The organism is Citreicoccus inhibens, from assembly GCF_019039035.1.
Taxonomy (GTDB): Bacteria; Myxococcota; Myxococcia; order Myxococcales; family Myxococcaceae; genus Citreicoccus; species Citreicoccus inhibens.
Genome location: NZ_JAHNZT010000002.1, coordinates 404,338 through 423,875, shown reverse-complemented (window position 1 = coordinate 423,875; position 19,538 = coordinate 404,338). Strand labels below are relative to the sequence as shown.

The 19,538-nt window shown below is 70.3% G+C and carries 20 protein-coding genes and 2 tRNA genes; 16 read left to right on the top strand and 6 right to left on the bottom strand.

The window, feature by feature from the left end; genetic code table 11:
* Positions 1 to 163: 163 nt before the first annotated feature.
* The 9 genes from KRR26_RS04225 (at position 164) to KRR26_RS04190 (ending at position 7,669) form a co-directional block, all read left to right on the top strand.
* Positions 164 to 568 (top strand): S24/S26 family peptidase, encoded by a 405-nt coding sequence (locus KRR26_RS04225; protein WP_268905759.1) that lies wholly within the window; start codon positions 164 to 166, stop codon positions 566 to 568.
* Positions 565 to 891 (top strand): PqqD family protein, encoded by a 327-nt coding sequence (locus tag KRR26_RS04220; protein ID WP_120209564.1) that lies wholly within the window; start codon positions 565 to 567, stop codon positions 889 to 891. Before KRR26_RS04225 ends, KRR26_RS04220 begins: the two co-directional genes overlap by 4 nt.
* Positions 892 to 893: 2 nt before the next feature.
* Positions 894 to 1,427: a hypothetical protein gene (locus tag KRR26_RS04215; protein ID WP_120209468.1), complete on the top strand. Its 534-nt coding sequence runs from the start codon at positions 894 to 896 to the stop codon at positions 1,425 to 1,427.
* An 8-nt stretch (positions 1,428 to 1,435) separates the two neighbouring features.
* Positions 1,436 to 4,510, top strand: coding sequence for an outer membrane protein assembly factor BamB family protein (locus KRR26_RS04210; RefSeq protein WP_236068261.1), 3,075 nt, complete (start codon positions 1,436 to 1,438; stop codon positions 4,508 to 4,510).
* Between the two features lie 35 nt (positions 4,511 to 4,545).
* On the top strand, positions 4,546 to 4,677 hold the full coding sequence (locus KRR26_RS37345) for a hypothetical protein (protein ID WP_268905758.1): 132 nt from the start codon (positions 4,546 to 4,548) through the stop codon (positions 4,675 to 4,677).
* Positions 4,674 to 5,522, top strand: coding sequence for a hypothetical protein (locus KRR26_RS04205; protein ID WP_328707055.1), 849 nt, complete (start codon positions 4,674 to 4,676; stop codon positions 5,520 to 5,522). The genes KRR26_RS37345 and KRR26_RS04205 overlap by 4 nt, the downstream gene beginning before the upstream one ends.
* A complete protein-coding gene (miaA, locus tag KRR26_RS04200) occupies positions 5,515 to 6,423 on the top strand; it encodes a tRNA (adenosine(37)-N6)-dimethylallyltransferase MiaA (protein ID WP_217079170.1) in 909 nt (302 codons plus the stop codon). The genes KRR26_RS04205 and miaA overlap by 8 nt, the downstream gene beginning before the upstream one ends.
* A 152-nt stretch (positions 6,424 to 6,575) precedes the next feature.
* Positions 6,576 to 7,169: an HdeD family acid-resistance protein gene (locus KRR26_RS04195; protein ID WP_120209465.1), complete on the top strand. Its 594-nt coding sequence runs from the start codon at positions 6,576 to 6,578 to the stop codon at positions 7,167 to 7,169.
* Positions 7,170 to 7,315: 146 nt separating this feature from the next.
* Positions 7,316 to 7,669 carry a hypothetical protein gene (locus KRR26_RS04190; protein ID WP_217079169.1) on the top strand — a complete coding sequence of 118 codons (354 nt, stop codon included), beginning with the start codon at positions 7,316 to 7,318 and terminating at the stop codon, positions 7,667 to 7,669.
* Positions 7,670 to 7,710: 41 nt separating this feature from the next.
* Here the strand turns inward: KRR26_RS04190 and KRR26_RS04185 are convergent, their stop codons facing one another.
* From KRR26_RS04185 to KRR26_RS04175, 3 genes are all read right to left on the bottom strand, one after another.
* A complete protein-coding gene (locus tag KRR26_RS04185) occupies positions 7,711 to 9,447 on the bottom strand; it encodes a response regulator (RefSeq protein WP_217079168.1) in 1,737 nt (578 codons plus the stop codon).
* A gap of 43 nt (positions 9,448 to 9,490) precedes the next feature.
* Positions 9,491 to 10,447, bottom strand: coding sequence for a diguanylate cyclase (locus KRR26_RS04180; RefSeq protein ID WP_120209463.1), 957 nt, complete (start codon positions 10,445 to 10,447; stop codon positions 9,491 to 9,493).
* 401 nt (positions 10,448 to 10,848) lie between these two features.
* Positions 10,849 to 11,592, bottom strand: coding sequence for a tetratricopeptide repeat protein (locus KRR26_RS04175; RefSeq protein WP_120209462.1), 744 nt, complete (start codon positions 11,590 to 11,592; stop codon positions 10,849 to 10,851).
* Positions 11,593 to 11,687: 95 nt separating this feature from the next.
* Between KRR26_RS04175 and KRR26_RS04170 the strand changes: the two genes are divergently transcribed.
* The 5 genes from KRR26_RS04170 (at position 11,688) to KRR26_RS04150 (ending at position 14,475) form a co-directional block, all read left to right on the top strand.
* A tRNA-Leu gene (locus KRR26_RS04170) sits at positions 11,688 to 11,773 on the top strand.
* Positions 11,774 to 11,822: 49 nt separating this feature from the next.
* Complete coding sequence (locus KRR26_RS04165; protein WP_120209461.1) at positions 11,823 to 12,494, top strand: response regulator; 672 nt, start codon at positions 11,823 to 11,825, stop codon at positions 12,492 to 12,494.
* 106 nt (positions 12,495 to 12,600) lie between these two features.
* Positions 12,601 to 13,878, top strand: a complete 1,278-nt coding sequence (locus KRR26_RS04160) for an RsmB/NOP family class I SAM-dependent RNA methyltransferase (RefSeq protein ID WP_217079203.1) — start codon at positions 12,601 to 12,603, stop codon at positions 13,876 to 13,878.
* A gap of 58 nt (positions 13,879 to 13,936) precedes the next feature.
* Positions 13,937 to 14,338 carry a hypothetical protein gene (locus tag KRR26_RS04155; RefSeq protein ID WP_217079167.1) on the top strand — a complete coding sequence of 134 codons (402 nt, stop codon included), beginning with the start codon at positions 13,937 to 13,939 and terminating at the stop codon, positions 14,336 to 14,338.
* Between the two features lie 64 nt (positions 14,339 to 14,402).
* Positions 14,403 to 14,475, top strand: a tRNA-Ala gene (locus KRR26_RS04150).
* 155 nt (positions 14,476 to 14,630) lie between these two features.
* Here KRR26_RS04150 and KRR26_RS04145 read toward each other — a convergent pair.
* Entirely contained in the window at positions 14,631 to 15,551 is a 921-nt protein-coding gene (locus KRR26_RS04145; protein ID WP_120209459.1) for a class I fructose-bisphosphate aldolase, read from the bottom strand.
* Positions 15,552 to 15,976: 425 nt separating this feature from the next.
* Positions 15,977 to 16,117: a hypothetical protein gene (locus KRR26_RS37575; protein WP_233577400.1), complete on the bottom strand. Its 141-nt coding sequence runs from the start codon at positions 16,115 to 16,117 to the stop codon at positions 15,977 to 15,979.
* A gap of 64 nt (positions 16,118 to 16,181) precedes the next feature.
* On the opposite strand from KRR26_RS37575, the gene KRR26_RS04140 reads away from it, so the two are divergent.
* Complete coding sequence (locus KRR26_RS04140; protein WP_328707054.1) at positions 16,182 to 17,585, top strand: TolC family protein; 1,404 nt, start codon at positions 16,182 to 16,184, stop codon at positions 17,583 to 17,585.
* A gap of 53 nt (positions 17,586 to 17,638) precedes the next feature.
* A complete protein-coding gene (locus KRR26_RS04135) occupies positions 17,639 to 18,274 on the top strand; it encodes an MlaC/ttg2D family ABC transporter substrate-binding protein (RefSeq protein ID WP_120209457.1) in 636 nt (211 codons plus the stop codon).
* A gap of 82 nt (positions 18,275 to 18,356) precedes the next feature.
* Here KRR26_RS04135 and KRR26_RS04130 read toward each other — a convergent pair whose 3' ends face one another.
* Positions 18,357 to 19,538 (bottom strand): N-acetyltransferase, encoded by a 1,182-nt coding sequence (locus KRR26_RS04130; protein ID WP_120209456.1) that lies wholly within the window; start codon positions 19,536 to 19,538, stop codon positions 18,357 to 18,359.

Sequence of the window (19,538 nt, the reverse complement as noted above, 5' to 3'; positions counted from 1 at the left end):
CCCGGGCGCCCCCTCTCTGTGGGGGGGGGGCTTATTCTGGGAAGACCTGCCCTCGTCGCAAAGCCATACAGACCCGGGCAGGTCTGTAAGTCCTGAGAAGTCTTGAGGATTGCAGCGCAGTTCGTTCGCGGTGCGACAGCGCTTGAGTTAGACTCAAGTTCTGATGCCGCGAGAGTCTTCTAGCCTCTCTGCTCCCATGGGGGTGAGCTGGCTCCCTGTTGAGGGGGACAGCATGTGGCCCTCGTTGCGGGAAGGCGACACGGCCGAGGTGGAGCCGCTGTCGGGTCCGCCTCGCGTGGGCGACGTGGTGCTGGCGAGGTTTCCCCACGCGTTGGTCCTGCACCGCGTGTGCGAGTTCGATGGGCGCACCTGCTCACTCCAGGGCGACAACGTCGCGCGGGTGGATCCGCTGCTGCCCGCGTCGCGCATCCTCGGCAAGGTGCGGCGGGTGTGTCGCGCGGGCGCGGTGCTGGAGCACTGGGACGTGGGCCCCACGCAGCTGGGTTGGCTCCGAGTTCGGGTGAAGCGGAAGCTGGCCGCGTGGTGGGGGAAGGGGAGGCGCGCATGAGCTTCCCCGAGGACGGCATTCCGCGTCACCGCGCGGGAACGGATGGCAAGCCGTTCGGCGCCGACTATTTGTTGCTGGACGCGGAGGGGCGCACCCTGCGGGGGCTCAACGCGACGGCGGCGCGCATCTGGGAGCTGTGCGATGGCTCGCGCAGCGCGAGGGAGCTGGCGCAACAGCTCGTGCGCGAGGTCGACACCGCGCGAGGTCCCGGGCTCCCGCTGGAAGCTGTGTTGCGCGACACGTTGGGGTTTCTCTCGGAGTTGGTGCGCTTGGGGTTGATTGAAGATGGTCGCGCGGGCTCCAAGCCGGCGCGCGAGGAGTGAAGATGCGACCGCTCATCGTGGCCCTGTCGGGTGCCTTGTGGCTCACCGCGTGTACGGAAGCGAAATCCCCACAGCCGCCCGCGGTCCAGCCGCCGACGTCCGAGCCCAAGCCGGTGGACCCCACGGATGTCCTCGACGGCGGAGCCGAGGCGACGCAGCCACCGCCAGCACCCGAGGAAGAAGCGGTCCCGGTGCTGCCTCCGGCGTTCGCGCCCGTGGAGGGCCACGCGACGGTGCAACTGCCCACGGGCGAGCCGGGCATGCAGGGGCTCGACGAGGTGCGGATCCAACTGGACATCCTGAACCTCGCAGCGGCGGGGAAGGTGGAGGTCGAGTTCGTCGCGCCCGATGGGTTGCCGTACGAGAAGCGCGCTCGCGCGGTCGAGGCCGCCGCGGGCGAGCCGGTGTCGGTCTCGTTCACGTTGCCTGTGGCGGGGACCGCCATTGCGTCGTCGGGCATGACAGGCGTGTGGGGCGTGCGTTTCTTCCTGGACGGCGCGCCGCTCACCACCACCTCGTTCACCCTGGAGCCATGAGGCCCGCCATGCACGCCCTGAATGCTCGCTTCACTGCGTTGCTCGCGCTGGTCCTCGTGCCGGCCTCGGCGCTCGCGCTGTCGTGGACCGCGACCGCCATCACCGCGCCGAACGAGAGCTCGCCGCGGGTGGTGATGGACGAGGTCTCCGAACTGGTCATCGACGTCACCAACACCACTCCGGCGCAGGTGAATCAACGCTTGTCCGAGGTGTCCTTCGTGCTGCCGAAGGACTACATGGTCATCAGCGCCGCGCCGGATCCCTCGAACCCGGATTGGCGCATCACCGACCTGGACAACACCACGCGGCGAATCGCCTTCCAGTCGACCATTTCCTGCTCGGGGAGCACCTACGGGTTGCCTCGCCTGGGCAAGGCCCGGTTCATCCTGAACGTGGTGGCGCCCTCGGCCAATCGAGACACGGCCAACGAGCGGTTCGTCACGTCCGCGGGCACGACCGTCGCGAGAGATCACTGCCAGAGCATGACGGCCGTCACGCCCGCGACCAACGCAAGCTGGTTGCGCGTGGGCCTGGTGGCCAATGTCACCGTGCTCCCCCGAGCGATGGCGATGAGCGACACCGCCGCCGTGCGCGTCGTCGTGGAGAATCGCACCACGCAGTCGCAGCCAAACATCACCCTGGTGGGGCCGACGGCCTCGGGGAATGTCTCGTTCCAGATCGTCGGCACGCAGCCGTCCCCGTTCCAGGTGACCCTGCCTCAACGCGGCGCCGGCATCCTGGTGGCGAACGTACAGTCGTCCTCCGCGGGGACCGCCGTCGCGCAGGTGCGCGCCGCGGACTTCCCGAGCAGCCCCGCGGACTCCTCGCTGCTCGCGGAGTCGCTGCTGCTGGACGTGGGCAACTTCGGCGCCGCGATGGACATCGACACGCTCCAGGCGTTCACGGGCGAGGAGGTCCAGGTGCGGCTCACCGTGAGCAATCCCTCCACGTCCAACACCTATCTCAACGTGGTGCCGCGCACGCCCCTTCGCACCGGCACGGCTTCCACGTCGCTGGTCTCGGGGCCTGTTCCCGCGAGCACTCCCCGCCTGGCCCCTGGCGCTTCCGCGCAGTTCGTCTGGCGCTACCAGGTCTCCGGGACTCCGGGCTCCAGCTACGTGTTCCAGGCACAAGCGGATGGGACGCTCAATGGTTCGGCGGTGACGACGGATCAAGTCCCCGCGGCCACGGGGCGCGTCGTCGAACAGCGCGTTCGCATCACCCCGGACGCGGTGTCGGCGAGCAGCACCAACCGGCCCCTCGTCTACACCGTGCAGAACCGCGGCTCGCAGCCCATCTACGAAGTGAAGCTGCTCCGCCCGGCGACCAACTTCTTCGGCGTCCTGTCGTCGGGCACGCCGCCCGCGGGTTGGTCTCTGACGGGGAACGACGCGTCGGGCTACACGTGGGCGTCCACCCAGGGCATCCCGACGGGGGGCGAGGCGTCCTTCGCTGTGACGTATTCGAGCTTCGGCGCGGTGGGCGCGGACACGGCCTTCCGGCACCGCCTCCAGCTCAATCAGGGAGACAATGATCCGCGGATCCGCATCGAAGCGCCCGTGACGTTGCTCACCACCGCGACCGCGTCCGACGTGCAGCAACTGACGGCCACGGCGCGGGATGGCTCCGTGGCGCTGACGTGGGACAATCCGCCGGCGCACAGCGGCGTGGTCGTGCTGCGCGCCGAAGGGACCGCGCCGACGACGGCGCCCACGCCGGGCTTGCGTTACGCGGCGGGCGACACCGTGGGCAATGCCCGCGTCGTCTACTCGGATGCGTTCAGCGTGGCCTCCGCGTTCACGGACAGCAGCGTCACCAATGGCACGACGTACGTGTACCGCGTGTTCAACGCGGAGGATTCACGCCGGTATGGCAGTGGCAACCAGCCCACCTCGGCGGGGTTGATCGCCACGCCGGTGGCGCGAGGCGCCGGGGCTCCGCTCTGGTGCTACTCCGTGGGGCTGGATGCGCGGCTTCAGCCGATTACTGAGCTGGGCGTAGGCATCTTCAGTTCGTTCAATGACTCGGTGGTGGCCAGCAACACGAACACCGTGAACCCCTCGGTGGATGGTGGCGAGCGCTGGCGGCCGGTGAAGCTGTCGGGGCTCGTGGGGAGCCGCTTCCCCGTGGTGCCGCTGCACGGGCTGACGGGGCAGTTCATCCTGGTGGGCGATCAGTCCGGCGTGCCCTCGGCCATCCGGGCGACTTCGGGTGAGGTGCTGTGGCGCGGCGCCAATGTGGGCACGGTGCAGTCCTTCCCCGTCACCCAGCTCTATGACTACGCGGACGCGGCCTACCGCGCGGCGAACCCCGACCGGGACCTCGTCTTCTTCGCCACTCGGCTCTCCAATGTGGGGCAGAACCAGGTGGTCGCGCTCAACGCCGCCACGGGCGCCGTGGTGTGGACCTACCGCCCCGGGGACATGGGGATGGTGAGCGGCGGCATGCTGGTCGACTACACGAGCAACCGCTTGTACGTGGGCTCCAAGACAGCCGCGGGCGCGACGAATACGCTGCGAGTCCTCAACACGCTCACCGGGGCCGAGGTCGGTCGCCGGGCGTTGGGCGACATCGAGTTCGGCGTGGTGCGCAATGCGGCCAGCGGGCACATCCTCGTCACCTCCAGCGACGGCACCGTCTATGGCATCGATCCCGTGACACTCGCCCCGGTCTGGACCCAGGTCGTCGCCTCGCGGCCGTCCGTCAACACACCCGCGTTCACCAGCTTCGTGCGGCCCCAGGGGCGCGGCTTCGTGGCGAGCGTGGCGCGAAATGGCGCGTCCGTGGGCAAGGTCGAGCGCTATGACGTGGGCACGGACAACGTCGTGACCCGCGCCTGGAGCCTCCCCATCGCCGACCCCTCCGGAACCTTCTCCATCAATCAGGCCGGCGTGGCGCGCATCTACGTGGGCAGCTCGGACGGGAAGGTGCATCAGCTCGAGGTGGAGGGCATCGACTCGCGTCAGGTCGCGATCGGCGGCGCCCAGCGCATCGGCACACCCACCATCGATCACACCGTCAGCCGCCTTCACGTAGGCTCGGCCGACGGCCGCATCTGCGCCTACCCGGTACCGTTCCCGTGAGTCCTCGTCCTGAACAGGCGCCTGTGCCGCCCTCCGTGGTCACTCCCATCCCGGGAGCTCGGCTCGAGGTGTACACGCCACCCGCCATCCTCTGGGAGCAGCCCTTCGTCGCGCTCGCCCAGACCTCCATGTGCACCATCCCCGGCGAATCGGAGTGCGTGCCGTGAGCGCCGCGGGCCCCTCACCGGGCCCCGACCATTCCCTGCAGGCGACCCTCGCCGGATGGACGGTGGCGCTGGAGCTGGCGACCGCGGAGAGCGCCGCCGCGACCCGGAGACTCCTGGCCCGTTTCCCCGCGCGGGTGGGGGACATCCCTGCGGCGACGTTGGCCCAGTGCGCGCCAGGCGCTCCACGTCCCGCGCCGGCCCAGCGCGTACTCCCCGAGGTACGCAGGGCCCCAGACGGTGGGTTGCGCCTGGAGGCGGAGGACTACACGGTTCAACTCTCGGGCGACGGCGCGCGGGCCCTCGTGACGGGAGCGGGGATGTTTCCCGTGGAGACCGCGCTCAAGGTGATGCTCGGCGCCGAGCTGGCTCGGCGCGGCGGTCTGCTCATCCACGGGGTGGGCGTGGCCCATTCGGGACGGGCCGCGCTGTTCGTGGGGCACTCCGGCGCGGGCAAGAGCACGCTGGGCACGCTCTGGCGCGACGCGGACGGGCTCGTGCTCGCGGATGAGTTGGTGGCGCTCTGGCCCGACGCTGACGCTGGGACCTGGCGGGCCGCGGGCACGCCGTGGAACCTCTTGGGGACGCAGTCCGAGGCAACGCTGACGGCCGTGGGGACCCTGGCCTGGGATGCCCCGTCGCGCTGGGAAGCCCAGGGCGCCGGGGACGTGGCGCGCGTGCTGCTGCTCAACGCGCTGCTGCCCGAGTCCTCGTCAGCGGGGCGGAGCGCGATGATCGCCTCGGCGTCGCGGCTGCTGTCGGAGGTGCCGACGGGCCGGCTGCACTTCTCGCGCGACAGCTCGGCGGCGACGGTGCTACGCGCGCGCCTGGAGGCGACGCTTGGGTGAGGCAGCAGGGCCACGGCTCACGGTGATTGCGGGCCCCACGGCATCGGGCAAGACGGCCCTCGCCGTGCGGTTGGCCACGCGCGCCGGTGGCGAGATTGTCAGCGCCGACTCGCAGCAGGTGTACCAGCGCTTCGACATCGGGACGGCCAAGCCCTCCGCCGAGGAACTGGCGGCGGTGCCGCACCACCTGGTCTCGGTCGTCGAGCCGAGCCAAACCTTCTCCGCGGCCGAGTACCAACGGCGCGCGGACGCGGCCATCGCGGACATCACCGCCCGCGGCAAGCCCGTGTTCGTCGTGGGGGGCACGGGGCTGTACCTGCGCATCCTGCTCCACGGGGTGGTGGATGCGCCCGGCGCACTGCCGGCGCTGCGGGATGAACTCGAAGCCCTGGCCTCCGCCGAGGGCCGCGAGGCCGTGCACCGCCGGCTCGCCCAGGTGGATCCAGAGACCGCGGCGAAGCTGCCGTCCCAGGACCTGCTGCGCGTCATCCGAGCGCTGGAGATCCACGCGCAGACGGGCGTGCCTGCGTCGGAGTTCCGCCGCGCCCACGCCTTCGCGCCGGACCGCTATCCCTTCGCGCTGTACGTGCTGGAGCCCCCGCGAGACGCGCTGTACCGGGCGATCAATGCGCGCACCGAGGCGCTGTTCTCCCGAGGGCTCGTGGAGGAGACGCGCGAGCTGTTGGCGCTCGGCTATGGCGACGCGGCGCCCATGCGCAGCGTGGGCTACGTCCAGGCGCGCGCGGTGGTGGAGCAGCGGATGTCGGTGCAGGAGGCCATCCACGACACCGCCCAGGAGACGCGCCGCTACGCCAAGCGGCAGCTGACGTGGTTTCGCAAGGAGCCGGGCGCTCGCTTCATCGCTCCGCCTTATGTGGAGCTGAGCCCCGCCGCGCCCTGAGTCCCGCGCCGGGTCGAGGGGGAGGGGACCGGCCCGGCCCCTGAGCCGCTTCTCGGGGCACCCGATTGTGCGCCTCGGAGGAGGAGCCCAATGTTTTCCGCGCAAAGGCCCTCGGCCCTGGATGCCGTGGCCTCCAACGCGGGAGCGGCGTCATGGCAACCACACAATTGGACCGAGGCCCGGAGACGAATCAGGGCCGGCTGTCGCGCAACGCCTCCGCCGTCTGGGGCGGGACGTTCCTGCTCGGCCTCCTCATGGCGGTCCTGGGCTTCATCATGCTGGGAGAGGCGGCCTTCGCGAGCGTGCTCTCGATTGTCTTCGTCGGCGCGCTGCTGACCGTCGGCGGCATCGCCGAGATTGTCGCGGCCTTCCGGAGCCGGTCCGCGGGAGGCCCATTCCTGTCCTTCCTGCTGGCGGGCATCCTCACCATGGTGGTGGGGCTCCTGGTGCTCCGCTATCCCGGCGCGGGCCTGGGGACCATCACCCTCCTGCTGGCGGGCTTCTTCTTCGCCAGCGGCCTGTTCCACGCCATCACCTCGGTGGTGGACCGCTATCCTCAGTGGGGGTGGGACCTCGCCTACGGCCTCGTGTCCATCTTCCTGGGCATCACGGTCATGTCCCAGTGGCCCATCTCCTCCGCGTGGCTCTTGGGCACCCTGGTGGGCGTGGGCCTCCTGATGCGCGGCGTCGCCATGATGTCCGGGTCGCTCGCCATTCGCCGGGGCATGCGCGCCCTGTCGCACTGAGTCCGCCGGCTCGATTTCACTCCCAGTTATCGAAACTGGGAGTGAAATCGACGCTTGACGCATGGTTGCGGCTCTTTCACGCTCTTCCGGGATTTGACCCGCCGCCCAGGAGCGCGACCAAGACGCGAGCGTTGATTGCAGGACTGATGGCCCTGGCCCTGACGGCCTGTGGCGCGGCGCGGGAGGACGGCCAGGAGCCCGGGCCGGGTGAACTCGCCACGAGCGAGGCGGGCCTGAGCACATACCCACAGTGCTGCTCGGCCATCCCCGGTCCGGGCTACACCGAGGCCTACTGCGACGCCGTGGCGTACTCGCCGGGCCGCTGCAACCAGGTGGTCCAGGGCACGGCCTGCCAGTGGTCGAACACGGCCTGTCCGGTGACGTGCTGCCAGCCCAAGAGCTCCGCGTCCGTGCCGTGGACGTATTGCAATCCGTACGCGACGTCCGCCGCCACCTGCAACGCGGTGAACGGCGGGACGACTTGCGCGTGGGCCTGCTGAGCTGGGCCCCCATCCGGCGCTCGGGCGCAGGATGCGCCCCCTCAGGAAGCGTAGCGATCCGTTCCGAGTCCATCCCCGCCCGCGGGCGCCCGCGTCTCGCTGGAGCGAGGCGACTCGGGGCCCGTGCGGCCCAGGAGCTGCCGCAGCAGCCGCTCGGGTTCGACGGGCTTGGGGAGGAACGCCTCCGCGCCGGCATCCAGCGCGCGCTGGCGCACGTGAGGACGGTTCAGCCCGCTCATCACCACCACGCGGGTGCCTCGGGTGAGGGGATGCTGCTTGAGTCCCTCGCACAGGCGCAGGCCGTCCACCCAGTGCAGGACCACGTCGAGGAGGATGGCGGTCGGCGGACGCCGTGCCACGGCGCAGAACAGCGCCAGCTCATCCGCGAAGGCCACCACCTTGGCGCCCGTGCTCTCCAAGAGCGCGGTGAGCGCCTCGCGCGCGTCGGGATCGTCGTCCACGACGTAGTAGAGGTCCGGCTCCAGCTCCGGCACCACGGTGGGCACGGGCTCCATGGGCGTGCGAAGCCACGAGCCCACCACTTCCTTCATCCCCGCCCAGCGCGCCGCGGAGAGCAGCGCCTGCGGCGAGGGCCCGCCCAGCCCGAGCACCCCCACGCCATACGCGCCCACCACCGGCCGCCGCTCGTTCGCCGCGGAGAAGGCCGCGGGGGCTCTGCGTCCCGCGCGCCGCAGCCAGGCCACGGCGCGGGACGCGGCGGCCGCGTCCTCCATCAGCTCGGCCAGCCCCTCGCGCACATAACGGCGCTCCAAGCTGGACGCGCCCGGCCCCCCATCGAGCAGGGCCACCGCCGCGCGGCTGCACGAGGCCAGCGTCTCCGACAGGCCCATCTGGAGGGGATGCCCGGACGCCGCCGGCCCCACCGCGAGCTGCCCAGGCGCCACCAGGACTCGTCCCGGGCCAAAGGGCAGGCGCGTGGTTTCCAGCGCCGCCAGCTCGAAGCCTTCCTCCACCAGCCCGTCGCGCGCCGCCATCATCAGCGCCTGGCACAGGTCCGCCGGCGTCACCGCGGGCCCGAAGGCGAGCGCGTACAGCGAGCCCGCGCCCGGCAGCAGGAGCAAGCCATCCATGGTGGGCAGCGGAGCGAGCCATAGCCGCGCCACGGGAGACAGCTCCAGGCGCGACGCGGACTGCCGCAGCCGAGCCTGCACCGCGGGCATCACCGGCGCCGGACGGAACCCCTTGAAGAAACCATCGCCCAGCAGCGGCCCGGCGCCCGCCGCGAGCGCCACCGCGTGGAAGCGCTCACCGCTGCCCTGGGCTCGGACCACCAGCGGGCCCGAGTTGCGCACTGTCACGGGCGCATCCGGCGCGGGAGCCTGTCGCTCCACGCGCTCGACATGGCGAGGGATGAAGCGGGCCCCCTGCGTGCTGGATGCGGTGGCGAGCAGCGTGCGCACCTGGGCCAGCCCTCCGTCGCCCTGCGGCCAACCATCGACGACCCACAGCCCTCCAGAGGCCGCGGGCAAGAGCGCCCGCCGGCCCTCCGAGATGACCTCCACGCCGCGCAGCTCGTGCGTCCGCCACTCGGCCGGGATGCGGCAGCCCAAGGCCGCTAGGCGAGAGCGACACTCGGGTGTCAGCACGGCGGGGGGCGCCGTGCGCTCGGACGTCCCGCCCGAGTAGACCCTCACATCCAGAGACACCCCGCGCGCCCGCCCGTTGAAGAGGAGCGAGGCCGCCAGCCCCGCTCCGGCGATGCCGCCGCCGACTATCGCCACCCTCGAACCACTCGCCAGCCTGCCGCTCCCAGTCATCCGCGCCCTCGCTCGCGCCCGCCAAGTACCCACGTGCCACGTCTCAATGTCGGTGCGCGGGCGACGCATGGAGCGGCTGGCCGAACACCACCACCCGGTCGCGTCCCTCGCGCTTGGCCTCGTACAGCGCCGCGTCCGCTGCCTGGAGCAGCGACTCGGTGCTGCCGCGGGCTGTCTCCAAGGTATGGTCGGCCACGCCCGCGCTCACGCTCAGCCCGAAGGGAGCGGGCCTTCCATCGCTCTTGTGGACGCTCACGCCGTGCATGCCGGTGCGGATGCGGTCGGCGAAGACGGACGCCTCTTGCGCCGTCTGGTGCGGCAGCAGCACCACGAACTCGTCCCCTCCAAAGCGCGCCGCGAAGTCCGACTCCCGCAGGTTCGTCTGGAGCAGGGTGGCCAGCGCGAGGATGGCCTGGTTGCCCACGTCATGGCCCAAGCCGTCGTTGAGGGCCTTCAAGTGGTCCAGGTCGATGACCACCACGCTCAGCGGATAGCCGTAGCGATCGGCGCGGCGAAACTCCTCGTCCAGTCGCACCGACAGCGCGCGGAAGTTGGCCAATCCCGTGAGCGCATCCGTCTGCGCCAAGATTTGAAGCCGCCGCTGCTGCTCACTCTGCCGCAGCGCTCGATCGATCCGAGCCGTCAGCTCCCGCGCGCTCGCCGGCTTGTGGATGAAGTCCACCGCGCCCATCTCCAGGCAGCGCTCGAGCGTCGCTTCATCCGCGTCCCCCGTCAGGAAGATGACGGGCAGGGGCTGGGTGCGCGCGTCGCGCTGGAGCGTCTCCAGCACGGACAGGCCATCCGCGTTCGGTAGGAAGCGATCCAACAGCACCAGGTCCGGCCGGTGCTCGCGCGCCAGCTCGACCCCCGCGCCGCCCTCGGAGGCGCACAGCACCTCGAAGCGCGGGGTCAGCAGCTCCCGGAGGCTGTCGCGGACACCGGCGTCGTCCTCGATGATGAGGAGAAGGGCGCGTCCATGGCTCCGGCCGAGACGTTCCATGTCCCTGCCTCCCTCAACGCGAGCTTCGGCGGTGGGAGGCGTTGGGGCGCCACCAGGGTTTCCCGGCACGACCGGAGGCCGCGCCGTCCACTCCTCCGCCCGTTGCCGGTCCTCCGCGCACCCGATTCCCCCTGCACCCATCACCCGAGACCTCCGGACACCCGACCCACGCGCCTGGGCGCCGTGGCCGATGGGGTGCGTCCCCCGCGTTGCGAGCCCGCACGGAGAGCAAGCAGCGTGCCCTTTCGAGCACGCCGCGGCGGAAGTCTTTTCAAGTGCTTGCGGTGAGAGCCGGCGCCTCGCGGGGGAACGAGCGGAAGTCGTTGCAGCAGCCCGCGAGGAGGAGCGGTAGGAATTGCCGGGCCCCTGGGCCCGGCGTGACACGAGGGCGCCTCCGCCCGTCAGCGTCGGCTGGTGAACTGGACGCGGCGGCCACCCCCCATGGGGGGCATGACCGGCGGGGCCTCGAGGCCGAACTGCCACCACAGCGGCTCGTAGGGCTTCATCTTCAGGCGCTTGTCGTTCTGGAGCTGGGCCAGGCTGGACTTGAGCTTCTCGTCGGACGGGTTCTGCTCCACGCCGCGCGCGAGCACCTGCTGGGCGCCATCCTTGTCCTTCTGTTGCAGCAGGCACCAGGCGTACACGGCCCAGACGATGGACTCCTTCTTCCCGCTCTTCACGGCGGCCTCGAAGGCGGCCTTCATCGCGGCGGTGTCCTTGCGCTGGTAGTGCAGGGCGCCCTCCATCGCCTTGGCCATGTAGTTGCGCGCGCTGCCCTTGTCGAAGTGGGCCTTGGCGCCATCCATGTCCTTGACCATGTACTTGAGCATGCCGATCTGCGCGTGGATCTCCGGCCCCACGAGGAACTGCCACTTCTCGTAGGCGAGCCCCTGCTCCAGCGTCTTCACGGCGCGGTCCACCTTGGCCTGCGCCTCCTTCTGACTGGCGGGCTGTCCTTGGAGATCCTGCTGGACGACCGTCATCAACGCCTGGATGCGGTTGGCGACCCGCCGGGCCAGGAGGAGGAAGGACGCGAAGAAGGCGATGATGCCCGGGATGAGGCAGGCCCACCACGAGAAGCCCGTCAGGTGCACGAGCACGCCGACCACGAGCCCCACGGCCAGGGAGATGATGAGGTTGTACATGGGGTGCCCCTTTAGCGATGTGCGTGCACCACCGCAATCTTCGGATGCATCTCGGAGCAGAGCGCGGTATACGTCTGCCCGTCCCAGCGTCGAGGGGCCCTCTGTCGAAATTGGTAGACGAGGCGGACTCAAAATCCGCTGCGGCTGACCCCGCGTCCCGGTTCGAGTCCGGGGAGGGCCATTCACTCGAGACCGGTTGGATGACGGTGCGCCCAGGTGGGAGTGACCCCATGAAGGTGCTGCTGGTCGAGGACGACGCGAGCCTCCGGGAGGGAATGGCGGAGCTGGTCGAAGAGCTCGCGACGGTGCGAGCGACCGGCGGTGTCGACGAGGCACTGGCCGCCCTGGAGCACGAGCGATACGAGCTGGTCATCACGGACCTGCGGATCGGCGGCGGCGAGCGGGACGGCCGGACCATCCTGGAGGCGGCTCGGAGCAAGCTCCAGGCCGTGGCGGTGGTCAGCGCGGCGACCCCCGACGAGGTGGGCCGCACGCTCGGAACCACCAGCCCCGATGGCCTGCTGACCAAGCCCTTCCAGCTCGAGGACATCCTCGCCCTGGTCAATCGCTTCCTGTCGCTCCGGCGCGCGGCGGACCAGGCCGCCTTCGGAGGGCCTCGCCCGGGATGCGGGTCGTGGTCGCCGCTCAGCCCGGGCGTGGAAGTGGCGCGTCCCTCGGGGGCCGAAGCTTCCGGGTATTCCTGGGTACGCATGGGTCCAGGAGCCTCCACCGCGTGGGGGCACCGGGGCGAGCGGCACGGCGTGGTGGTGGTGGAAGGTGAACTGACGGTGGGGGGCGAGCGGTTCTCCAGTCCCCACTATTTCTTCGTGTCCGCGGGGCAACATCCCGAGGCACGGACGCACGCGGGCTGCCTGGCGGTCTGTGTCCCCTTGAGAGAGTAGGTTTCACGCCGTGGATTCCTCTGTCTGGCCCTCGCCGCATCCTCCGGAGCGGTTGGGGCGACCGTCTCGACGCGCGGCCACCGCCGCCCTGGAGACGCACATCGAGGTGATGAAGGGCGAGCCGCTCAAGGCCGCGCTGGCCAACGCCCTCCGGGACGCGGACGGGTTGGGGGGCCAGGAGCGCCGCTTCGCGGCCTTCGCGGCGCGCGAGCTGTCACGACACCAGCGGCTCTTGGATCTGGCGGCGCGCACGCTGGGCCATACGCCGGGGAAGATCGGGCTCAATGAGGACCAGGCGCTGGTGCGGTACGCGCTCTGGCGCCGCCTCTTCTGTGGAGAGGACTGGGCGCGGATTGGCCCGGAGGTCCGTCTGCCCGGGCCGGTGCGGCCTCGGACCATCAACGACACGCTCCTGTCCAGCGTGGTGACCGCGCCGCTGTCGGAGCCGGCGTTGCCGGAGGCGCTCCCCGAGCGGCTCGCGGTGCGCCACTCATTCCCGAGCTGGCTGGTGCAGCGGCTCGCCGAGGCCTACCCGGAACCCGTGCTGGAGGGGTTGCTCGCCGCGTTGGATGAGGAGCCGTCGCTGCACTTCCGCGTCCGGCCCCCGGGGACGCGCGACGCGGTGTTGGCCGCGCTGTTGGAGGAGGGCGTCCAGGCCGAGGCGGTCGCCGCGGCGCCGGACGCGCTTCGCGTGACGGACTCCAGCCACCGCATCTTCGAGACCCGGATGATGAAGTCGGGGCGGCTCCAGGTCCAGGACGTGGGCAGTCAGCTCATCGTCGAGGCCTGCCGTCCCGAGGGCGGCGCCCTCACGGGGCTCACCGTGGCGGATGTCTGCGCCGGAGCGGGTGGCAAGACGCTGGCGTTGGCGGATCTGGTGGGGCCCACGGGCAAGGTGGTGGCGGGAGATCGGTCGCGACGGCGGCTGTCGGACGCGAGGGATCGCGTGCGCGAGTGGCACCTGCGTCAGGTCGCCTTCCCGCACCCGCTGCCGCTGAGCGAGGCGGACGTGCTGTTGGTGGATGCGCCGTGCAGCGGCTCGGGCTCGCTGGCGCGCGAGCCCGATCAGAAGTGGAAGCTCTCCGCGAAGGCCGTCACCGAGTTCAAGACGACGCAGGGGTCATTGCTGGCGGAGGTCGCGCGGCAGGCGAAGCCGGGTGCGCGCATCGTGTATGCGACGTGCTCGGTGTTGCCCGAGGAGAACGATGTCGTGGTGCGGGAGTTCCTGGCCCAGCACCCGGACTTCTCGCTCGAGCCGGTGGGGCAGGGGATGCCGCCCGAGCGCGCCGCGCTCCTCTGTGATGGCCCCTTCCTGCGCGCGGTGCCTCCGCGGGTCCCCGGAGGCGGGTTCTTCGCGGCCCGACTGCGCAAGGCCCAGGGTTGACAGCCAGCGAGGCGCCACGCTACGCAAAACCCGGACTTCCTCTCTGAGGTGGCGAAACGTGGCGGCCGACGCGAAGCAGACCGAGATCATGAAGCAGATCCAGGAGGCCTTCCAGGCGTCCCAGGCCCGGCTGAACCAGCTCCGCGAGGCCGTCGAGCGCAACACCGAGCTGGCGCGCGCGCACGGCCGGGCCACGCTCCTGAAGGATCAGAAGGAGCAGGCGTACCGGGAGCTGGGCGAGGCCGTCTGGCGCCAGGTGCAGAAGGGCAAGCTGGAGTTGCCGGCCGCGTTCGCGCGGGTGCTCAAGCAGGTGGAGGACGCCGAGCAGGCGGCCGAGGCCCACGCGCGGGAGATCACGGACATCCTCCGGGAAGGGGAGGAAATCGCCGAGCGGTTGAAGGGTGGAAAAAACGTCGCGAAGCCGCAAACAGTTCTGGTGTCTGGAACGAAGAAGCGGTAGAAGTGCGCCGCCTCGCGGCACGAACCGCTCCCCACGGCGGATTCGGGTGGTTGCAGTAGATTCTGGGGCTATAGCTCAGCTGGGAGAGCGCTTGAATGGCATTCAAGAGGTCACCGGTTCGATCCCGGTTAGCTCCACACTGAAGTGAACGAAGCCCGCTGGGGAAACCCAGCGGGCTTTTTGTTTTCCGCCACATCGCCTCGGGCTCGAGCGCGCAGGCCGCCAGACACGTGAACGGCCGGACTCCCGTGGGAGCCCGGCCGTCTGGTGCGGCAGGTCGCGAACGCGCGGGCTACTTGCCGGCGAAGATGCCCATCACGTCCTTGAGCAGCTTCACGGACTCGGCGTGGGGGCGCTGGAAGGCGTTGCGGCCCATGATGGAGCCGAAGCCGCCGCCCGCGTTGATCTGGCGGATCTCCTCCAGCAAGGTGGGCGTGTCCTTTGCCTCGCCGCCCGAGAATATGACGATGCGCTTGCCGTTGAACGCGGAGCGCACGACCTCGCGGACGCGGTCCGACAGCGTCTTGGTGGCGATGCCGGCCTTCTCGAAGGCCTTCTTGGCCTCGGCCTGCTCGAGGAAGTCCGTCGGAGGCTTCACCTTGATGATGTGCGCGCCGAGCTGCGCGCTGATCTGCGCCGCGTACGCCACCACGTCGATGGCCGTCTCGCCCTCCTTGCTGACGCTGCCACGGGGATAGGCCCACAGGACGGTGGGGAGGCCGTAGGACTTGGCCTCGGCGATGATGTCGCGCAGGTCCTCATACTGCTCGTTGCGCGCGGCGGACCCTGGATAGATGGTGTAGCCGACGGCCGTGCACCCCAGGCGGACGGCGTCCTTCACGGAGCTCGTCACCGCGGACATGGGGGCGGCCACCTTGGCCAGCGAGTCCGAGTTGTTCAGCTTGAGGATGAGCGGAACCTCGCCCGCGAACTTGCCCGCGACCGCCTCCAGGAAGCCGAGCGGCGCCGCGTAGGCGTTGCAGCCCGCGTCGAGGGCCAGCTGCACGTGATACTCCGGGTCATAGCCCGCCGGGTTCGGCCCGAAGGAGCGCGCGGGGCCGTGCTCGAAGCCCTGATCCACGGGGAGGATGACCAGCTTGCCGGTGCCCGCCAGGGTGCCCGAGTTGAGCAGGCGGGACAGGTTGGTGAGCGTGCCGGGGTTGTCGGAGGGGTACCAGGACAGGATCTGCTTGACGCGGTCGGTGTGTGCCATGCGGTGTGCCTCGGGACTCGGGCGGGCGGGCCCGCTCCGGAAAAAAGTCGGCGGGATTCTGCGATGCGGACTCTTCCCGACCAAGCACTGTCTTCGGCGAGTGTCTGCGAGTGGCATCCGCTTGCGCGCGGGGACGCGACCGCATGAAAAGAAGGGCCCAAGAAGAAGAGCGGTGACGTCGCGAACTGGAACAGAAATGCTGCACCGGTGCGTGCTTCCATGTATGCGAGCCGCACACGAGGCGGACTGATGCGCAGAGAAGCGGGTAGGGTCGTCGCAGTGGGGTTGATGCTCTCGGCCGGGATGGCGGGAGCGCAGATCGCGCCAACTCCGGCGCCAGGGCTCGCGCCTGGGACGGCCGCGACGGGCACCACCTCGCCCACCCCGGGGAGCATGTCCCCGGGCGCGTCGCCATCCCCCGGTTCTCAGGGGGCGGGCGCCTCCACGCCCAGCACCAGCCCCGCCACGCCCTCGACGGACACGGGCACCTCGACGAGCCCGTCATCTGCCTCGGGAGCGAATGCTCCGGCGACGAACACGTCGTCCATCAAGCCGGGAATCGCCACGCCCCGCCTTCCTCCGGGACCGCCGGCCATCGCGCCGCAGCCCGCGGGCGAGCCGGGCAATGCCGTGCAGACCCAGCTGGCCCCCGCCGCGCAGCCGGAGGGCACCGCGAACGAGGGCGCACAGCCGCCGGCCGTGCCGGACTCCACCGCGCCCGCGGCGAAGCACCAACCGCTGACGCTCGCCCAACTGGTGGCGCGGGCCCGCGCCACGGACTCCCGCGTGGCCGAGGCCACCGCCGAGCTGCGCAAGTTCCAGGCGCTCTACCAGCAGGCGAAGTGGGCGTGGTTCCCCAAGTTCGAGGTCACCCTGGGCGCCGGCGGCCCCATCCCCGAGGCGCGCAACAACGGCCTGGGCGGTCCCCCCACCACCAAGGCCTCGCTCGAGGGCGACTGGAACTTCGGGAAGGTGGGCGTGACGGTCTTCTCCACGGGCAACGCCGTGCTGCCGCTGTACACGTTCGGCAAGCTCTCCGCGCTGAAGAAGGCGGGTGAACAGGGCCCCATCGTCGGCGCGGCGCTGCGTGAGCGGGCGCGCGACGAGGCGGGCTACCAGGCCGCGCAGGCGTACTACGGCTACCAGCTGGCCCGCGCCGGGGTTGAGCAGATCAACGACGTGTCCAAGCGCCTGGAGGACGCGGGCCGCCGCATCGACGCGCTGCTGGCGGAGGACTCGGCGCAGGTGTCCAAGCTGGACACGTACAAGGTCCGCTACTTCCGGCAGCTCGTGGAGGCGCGCAAGGCCGAGGCCCAGCAGGGCATGGAGTTCGCGCTCACGGCGATCCGGCTGCTCGCCAACGCCGCGCCGGGCGAGTCCGTCACGGTGGTCTCCGAGGAGCTCGCCCTCGACTCCGAGGTGAAGCCGCCCACGCTGGAGGCGTCCGTCCGCGAGGCGGAGTCCCGCCGCCCGGAGATCAGCGCCATCACCGCGGGCATCATCGCGCGCGAGCAGGAGGTCAAGATTCGCGAGATGAGCTACTACCCGGATCTCGGGCTCGCGGGCTTCTACGACATCCGCTGGACGTCCAGCGCCACGCGGCAGCTCAGCCCCTTCGCGTACGATCCCTACAACGAGCGCACCGCTGGAATCGGGCTGGTGATGCGCGGCACCTTCGACATCCCCGTCAAGGACGCGCAGCTGGAGCAGGCCCGCGCGGAGCTGGACAAGCTGCGCGCGCAGGAGCTGCAGATCCACGCGGGCATCCAGTTGGAGGTGACGCAGGTCCACGGGCAGCTGGTGGCCGCCTACGCCCGGGCCCAGGCCTTCAACGAGGCGGAGAAGAACGCGCGTCGCTGGGTGACCGCCGCGTTCGCCGCCTTCGACCTGGGGACGGGCGACACGCGCGAGCTGGTGGATGCCTTCACCGCGCTGGCCCAGGCCTCCTCGGACAAGGCCAAGAGCTGGCATGACGTTCGTCTGGGTCTGGCCGGCCTGGCCCGAGTGACAGGTCACGGCTCCAGCGGTGAATAAGCATCTTCCCCTTGCTGTCCTGACTCTCGTTCTCCATCCCGGAGCCATACGCAATGATTGCTTCCCTGCTCGCCGCCACGCTGCTCGCCGCCGCGCCGGCCGCCCCGCTCACCGTCGTCAAATCGGGTAACGCGGATGTCCAGAAGGCCGCCAACGCGCCTGGCGCCACCGTGCAGTCGCTCGCCAGCGTCGTGGAGAAGTTCGTCGACTTCTCCGAACTGGCGAAGCGCGCCCTCGGCGAGAAGGCCTGGGAGGGTCTGACGCCGGCCCAGCGCAAGGACTTCACCGAGACGATGACGGGCCTGCTGCGCGCCTCCTACGCCCAGAAGGCCATTGGTCAGGCCAAGGCCGACGTGAAGTACGGCAAGGAGACCATCCAGGGGAACGAGGCCACGGTCGTCACCACGCTGACCGTGAAGAAGGATGAGATCCCCGTCGACTACAAGCTCTTCCGCACCACGCCCAAGGCCGAGTGGCGCATCTTCGACGTCGTCACCGACGAGGTGTCGCTGGTGGAGACCTACAAGGGGCAGTTCCGGAAGATCCTCAACGACAAGGGCTTCGAGGGGCTGCTCTCCACGCTGAAGGCGAAGCGCGCGCAGTTGGAGAAGGAGAACGCCAACACCAGCGCCGCGTCCGTGAAGCCGAGCGCCGCCGAGTCGACCGGGGCGCCCGGTCAGCCGAAGTAAGCAGTGGCGTGAGGTGTGGGCCCGGGCCTCGCGTGCCCCGCTCCCGAAAGGTGAGCGGGGCAGGGGCCCCGAGGCCGAAGTGCTACAGGGACCGCTGGAAGACGCGATACGTCTTTGACCGCCGGCCACCCATGCTCTCGATGGCCCGGTTCACGAGGGTGTTGTCCTCGAGCGTCCAGGAGATCTCTCCGCCCGTGTAGCCGAGCTGCTTCGCCGTCCGGAGCGTGTCCAGGTAGAGGATCGCGTCCAGGCCCCGGCGACGGTAGCCCTCCTTGATGCCCAGGGTGATCAGGCGCAGGCGCCGGATCTTCCGCGAAGCGAGGAGCAGCTTCACCAGACCAATGGGCAGACCGAACTGCGTCAGCCGCCCGCCCGCCGCCTTGAGCGCCTCATTGGCGTCCGGCAGCGTCATGGAGAAGGCCACCGGCTCGCCCTTCACCTCGGCGATGAGGACCAACTCCGGCCGGACGACCGTCTTCATGTCCTTGGCCAGATGGTCGAACTCCTTCTCCGTCATGGGGATGAAGCCCCAGTTCTTCTCCCAGGCCGCGTTGTAGATGGCCTTGACGCGCGACACCTCGGCGGCGAAGTCGCTCATCCGGATCGCGCGCACGGTGATGCCGTCACGCTGACGGATCTTCTCCGCGATGCGCACCACCTTCTCCGGCGGCTCCGCGGCGGACGACAGCTCCCACGCCCACAGGTCCTTCGCCTTGGCGCAGCCGCACGCCTCGAGGAGCGCGGCGTAGTAGGGCGGGTTGTAGGGCATCATGATCGCGGGCGGCGTCTCGTGCCCCTCGACCAGCAAGCCCCAGTCCTGGTTGGACGAGAAGTTCGCCGGCCCGAGCATCGAGTCCAGCCCGCGCTCCCGCAGCCAGTTGGCCGCGGTGTCGAGCAGGGCCCGCGCCACGCCCGCGTCGTTCACGCACTCGAAGAGGCCGAAGAAGCCCTCCTTCGTGCCGTGGTACTCCATGTGGTGCGGGTTCTTGATGGCGGCGATGCGCCCCATCACCTGATTGCCCCGCCGGGCCAGGAACAGCTCCACGTCCGCGTACTCGAGGAAGGGGTTCTTCTTCGGGTCGAGGAAGTCCTTGCGCTCCATCTCCAGCGGCGGGACCCAGTTCGGATCGTTCCGATAGACGGAGTAGGGGAACCGGATGAAGGCCATCCGGTCCGCCGCGCTCCGCACGGGGGAGATCTGCACGTCCACGGGCATGGGCGGAAGGGCGGGGGAAGCTGCGTCTTGCTCGGCGGGGAGGGCCAT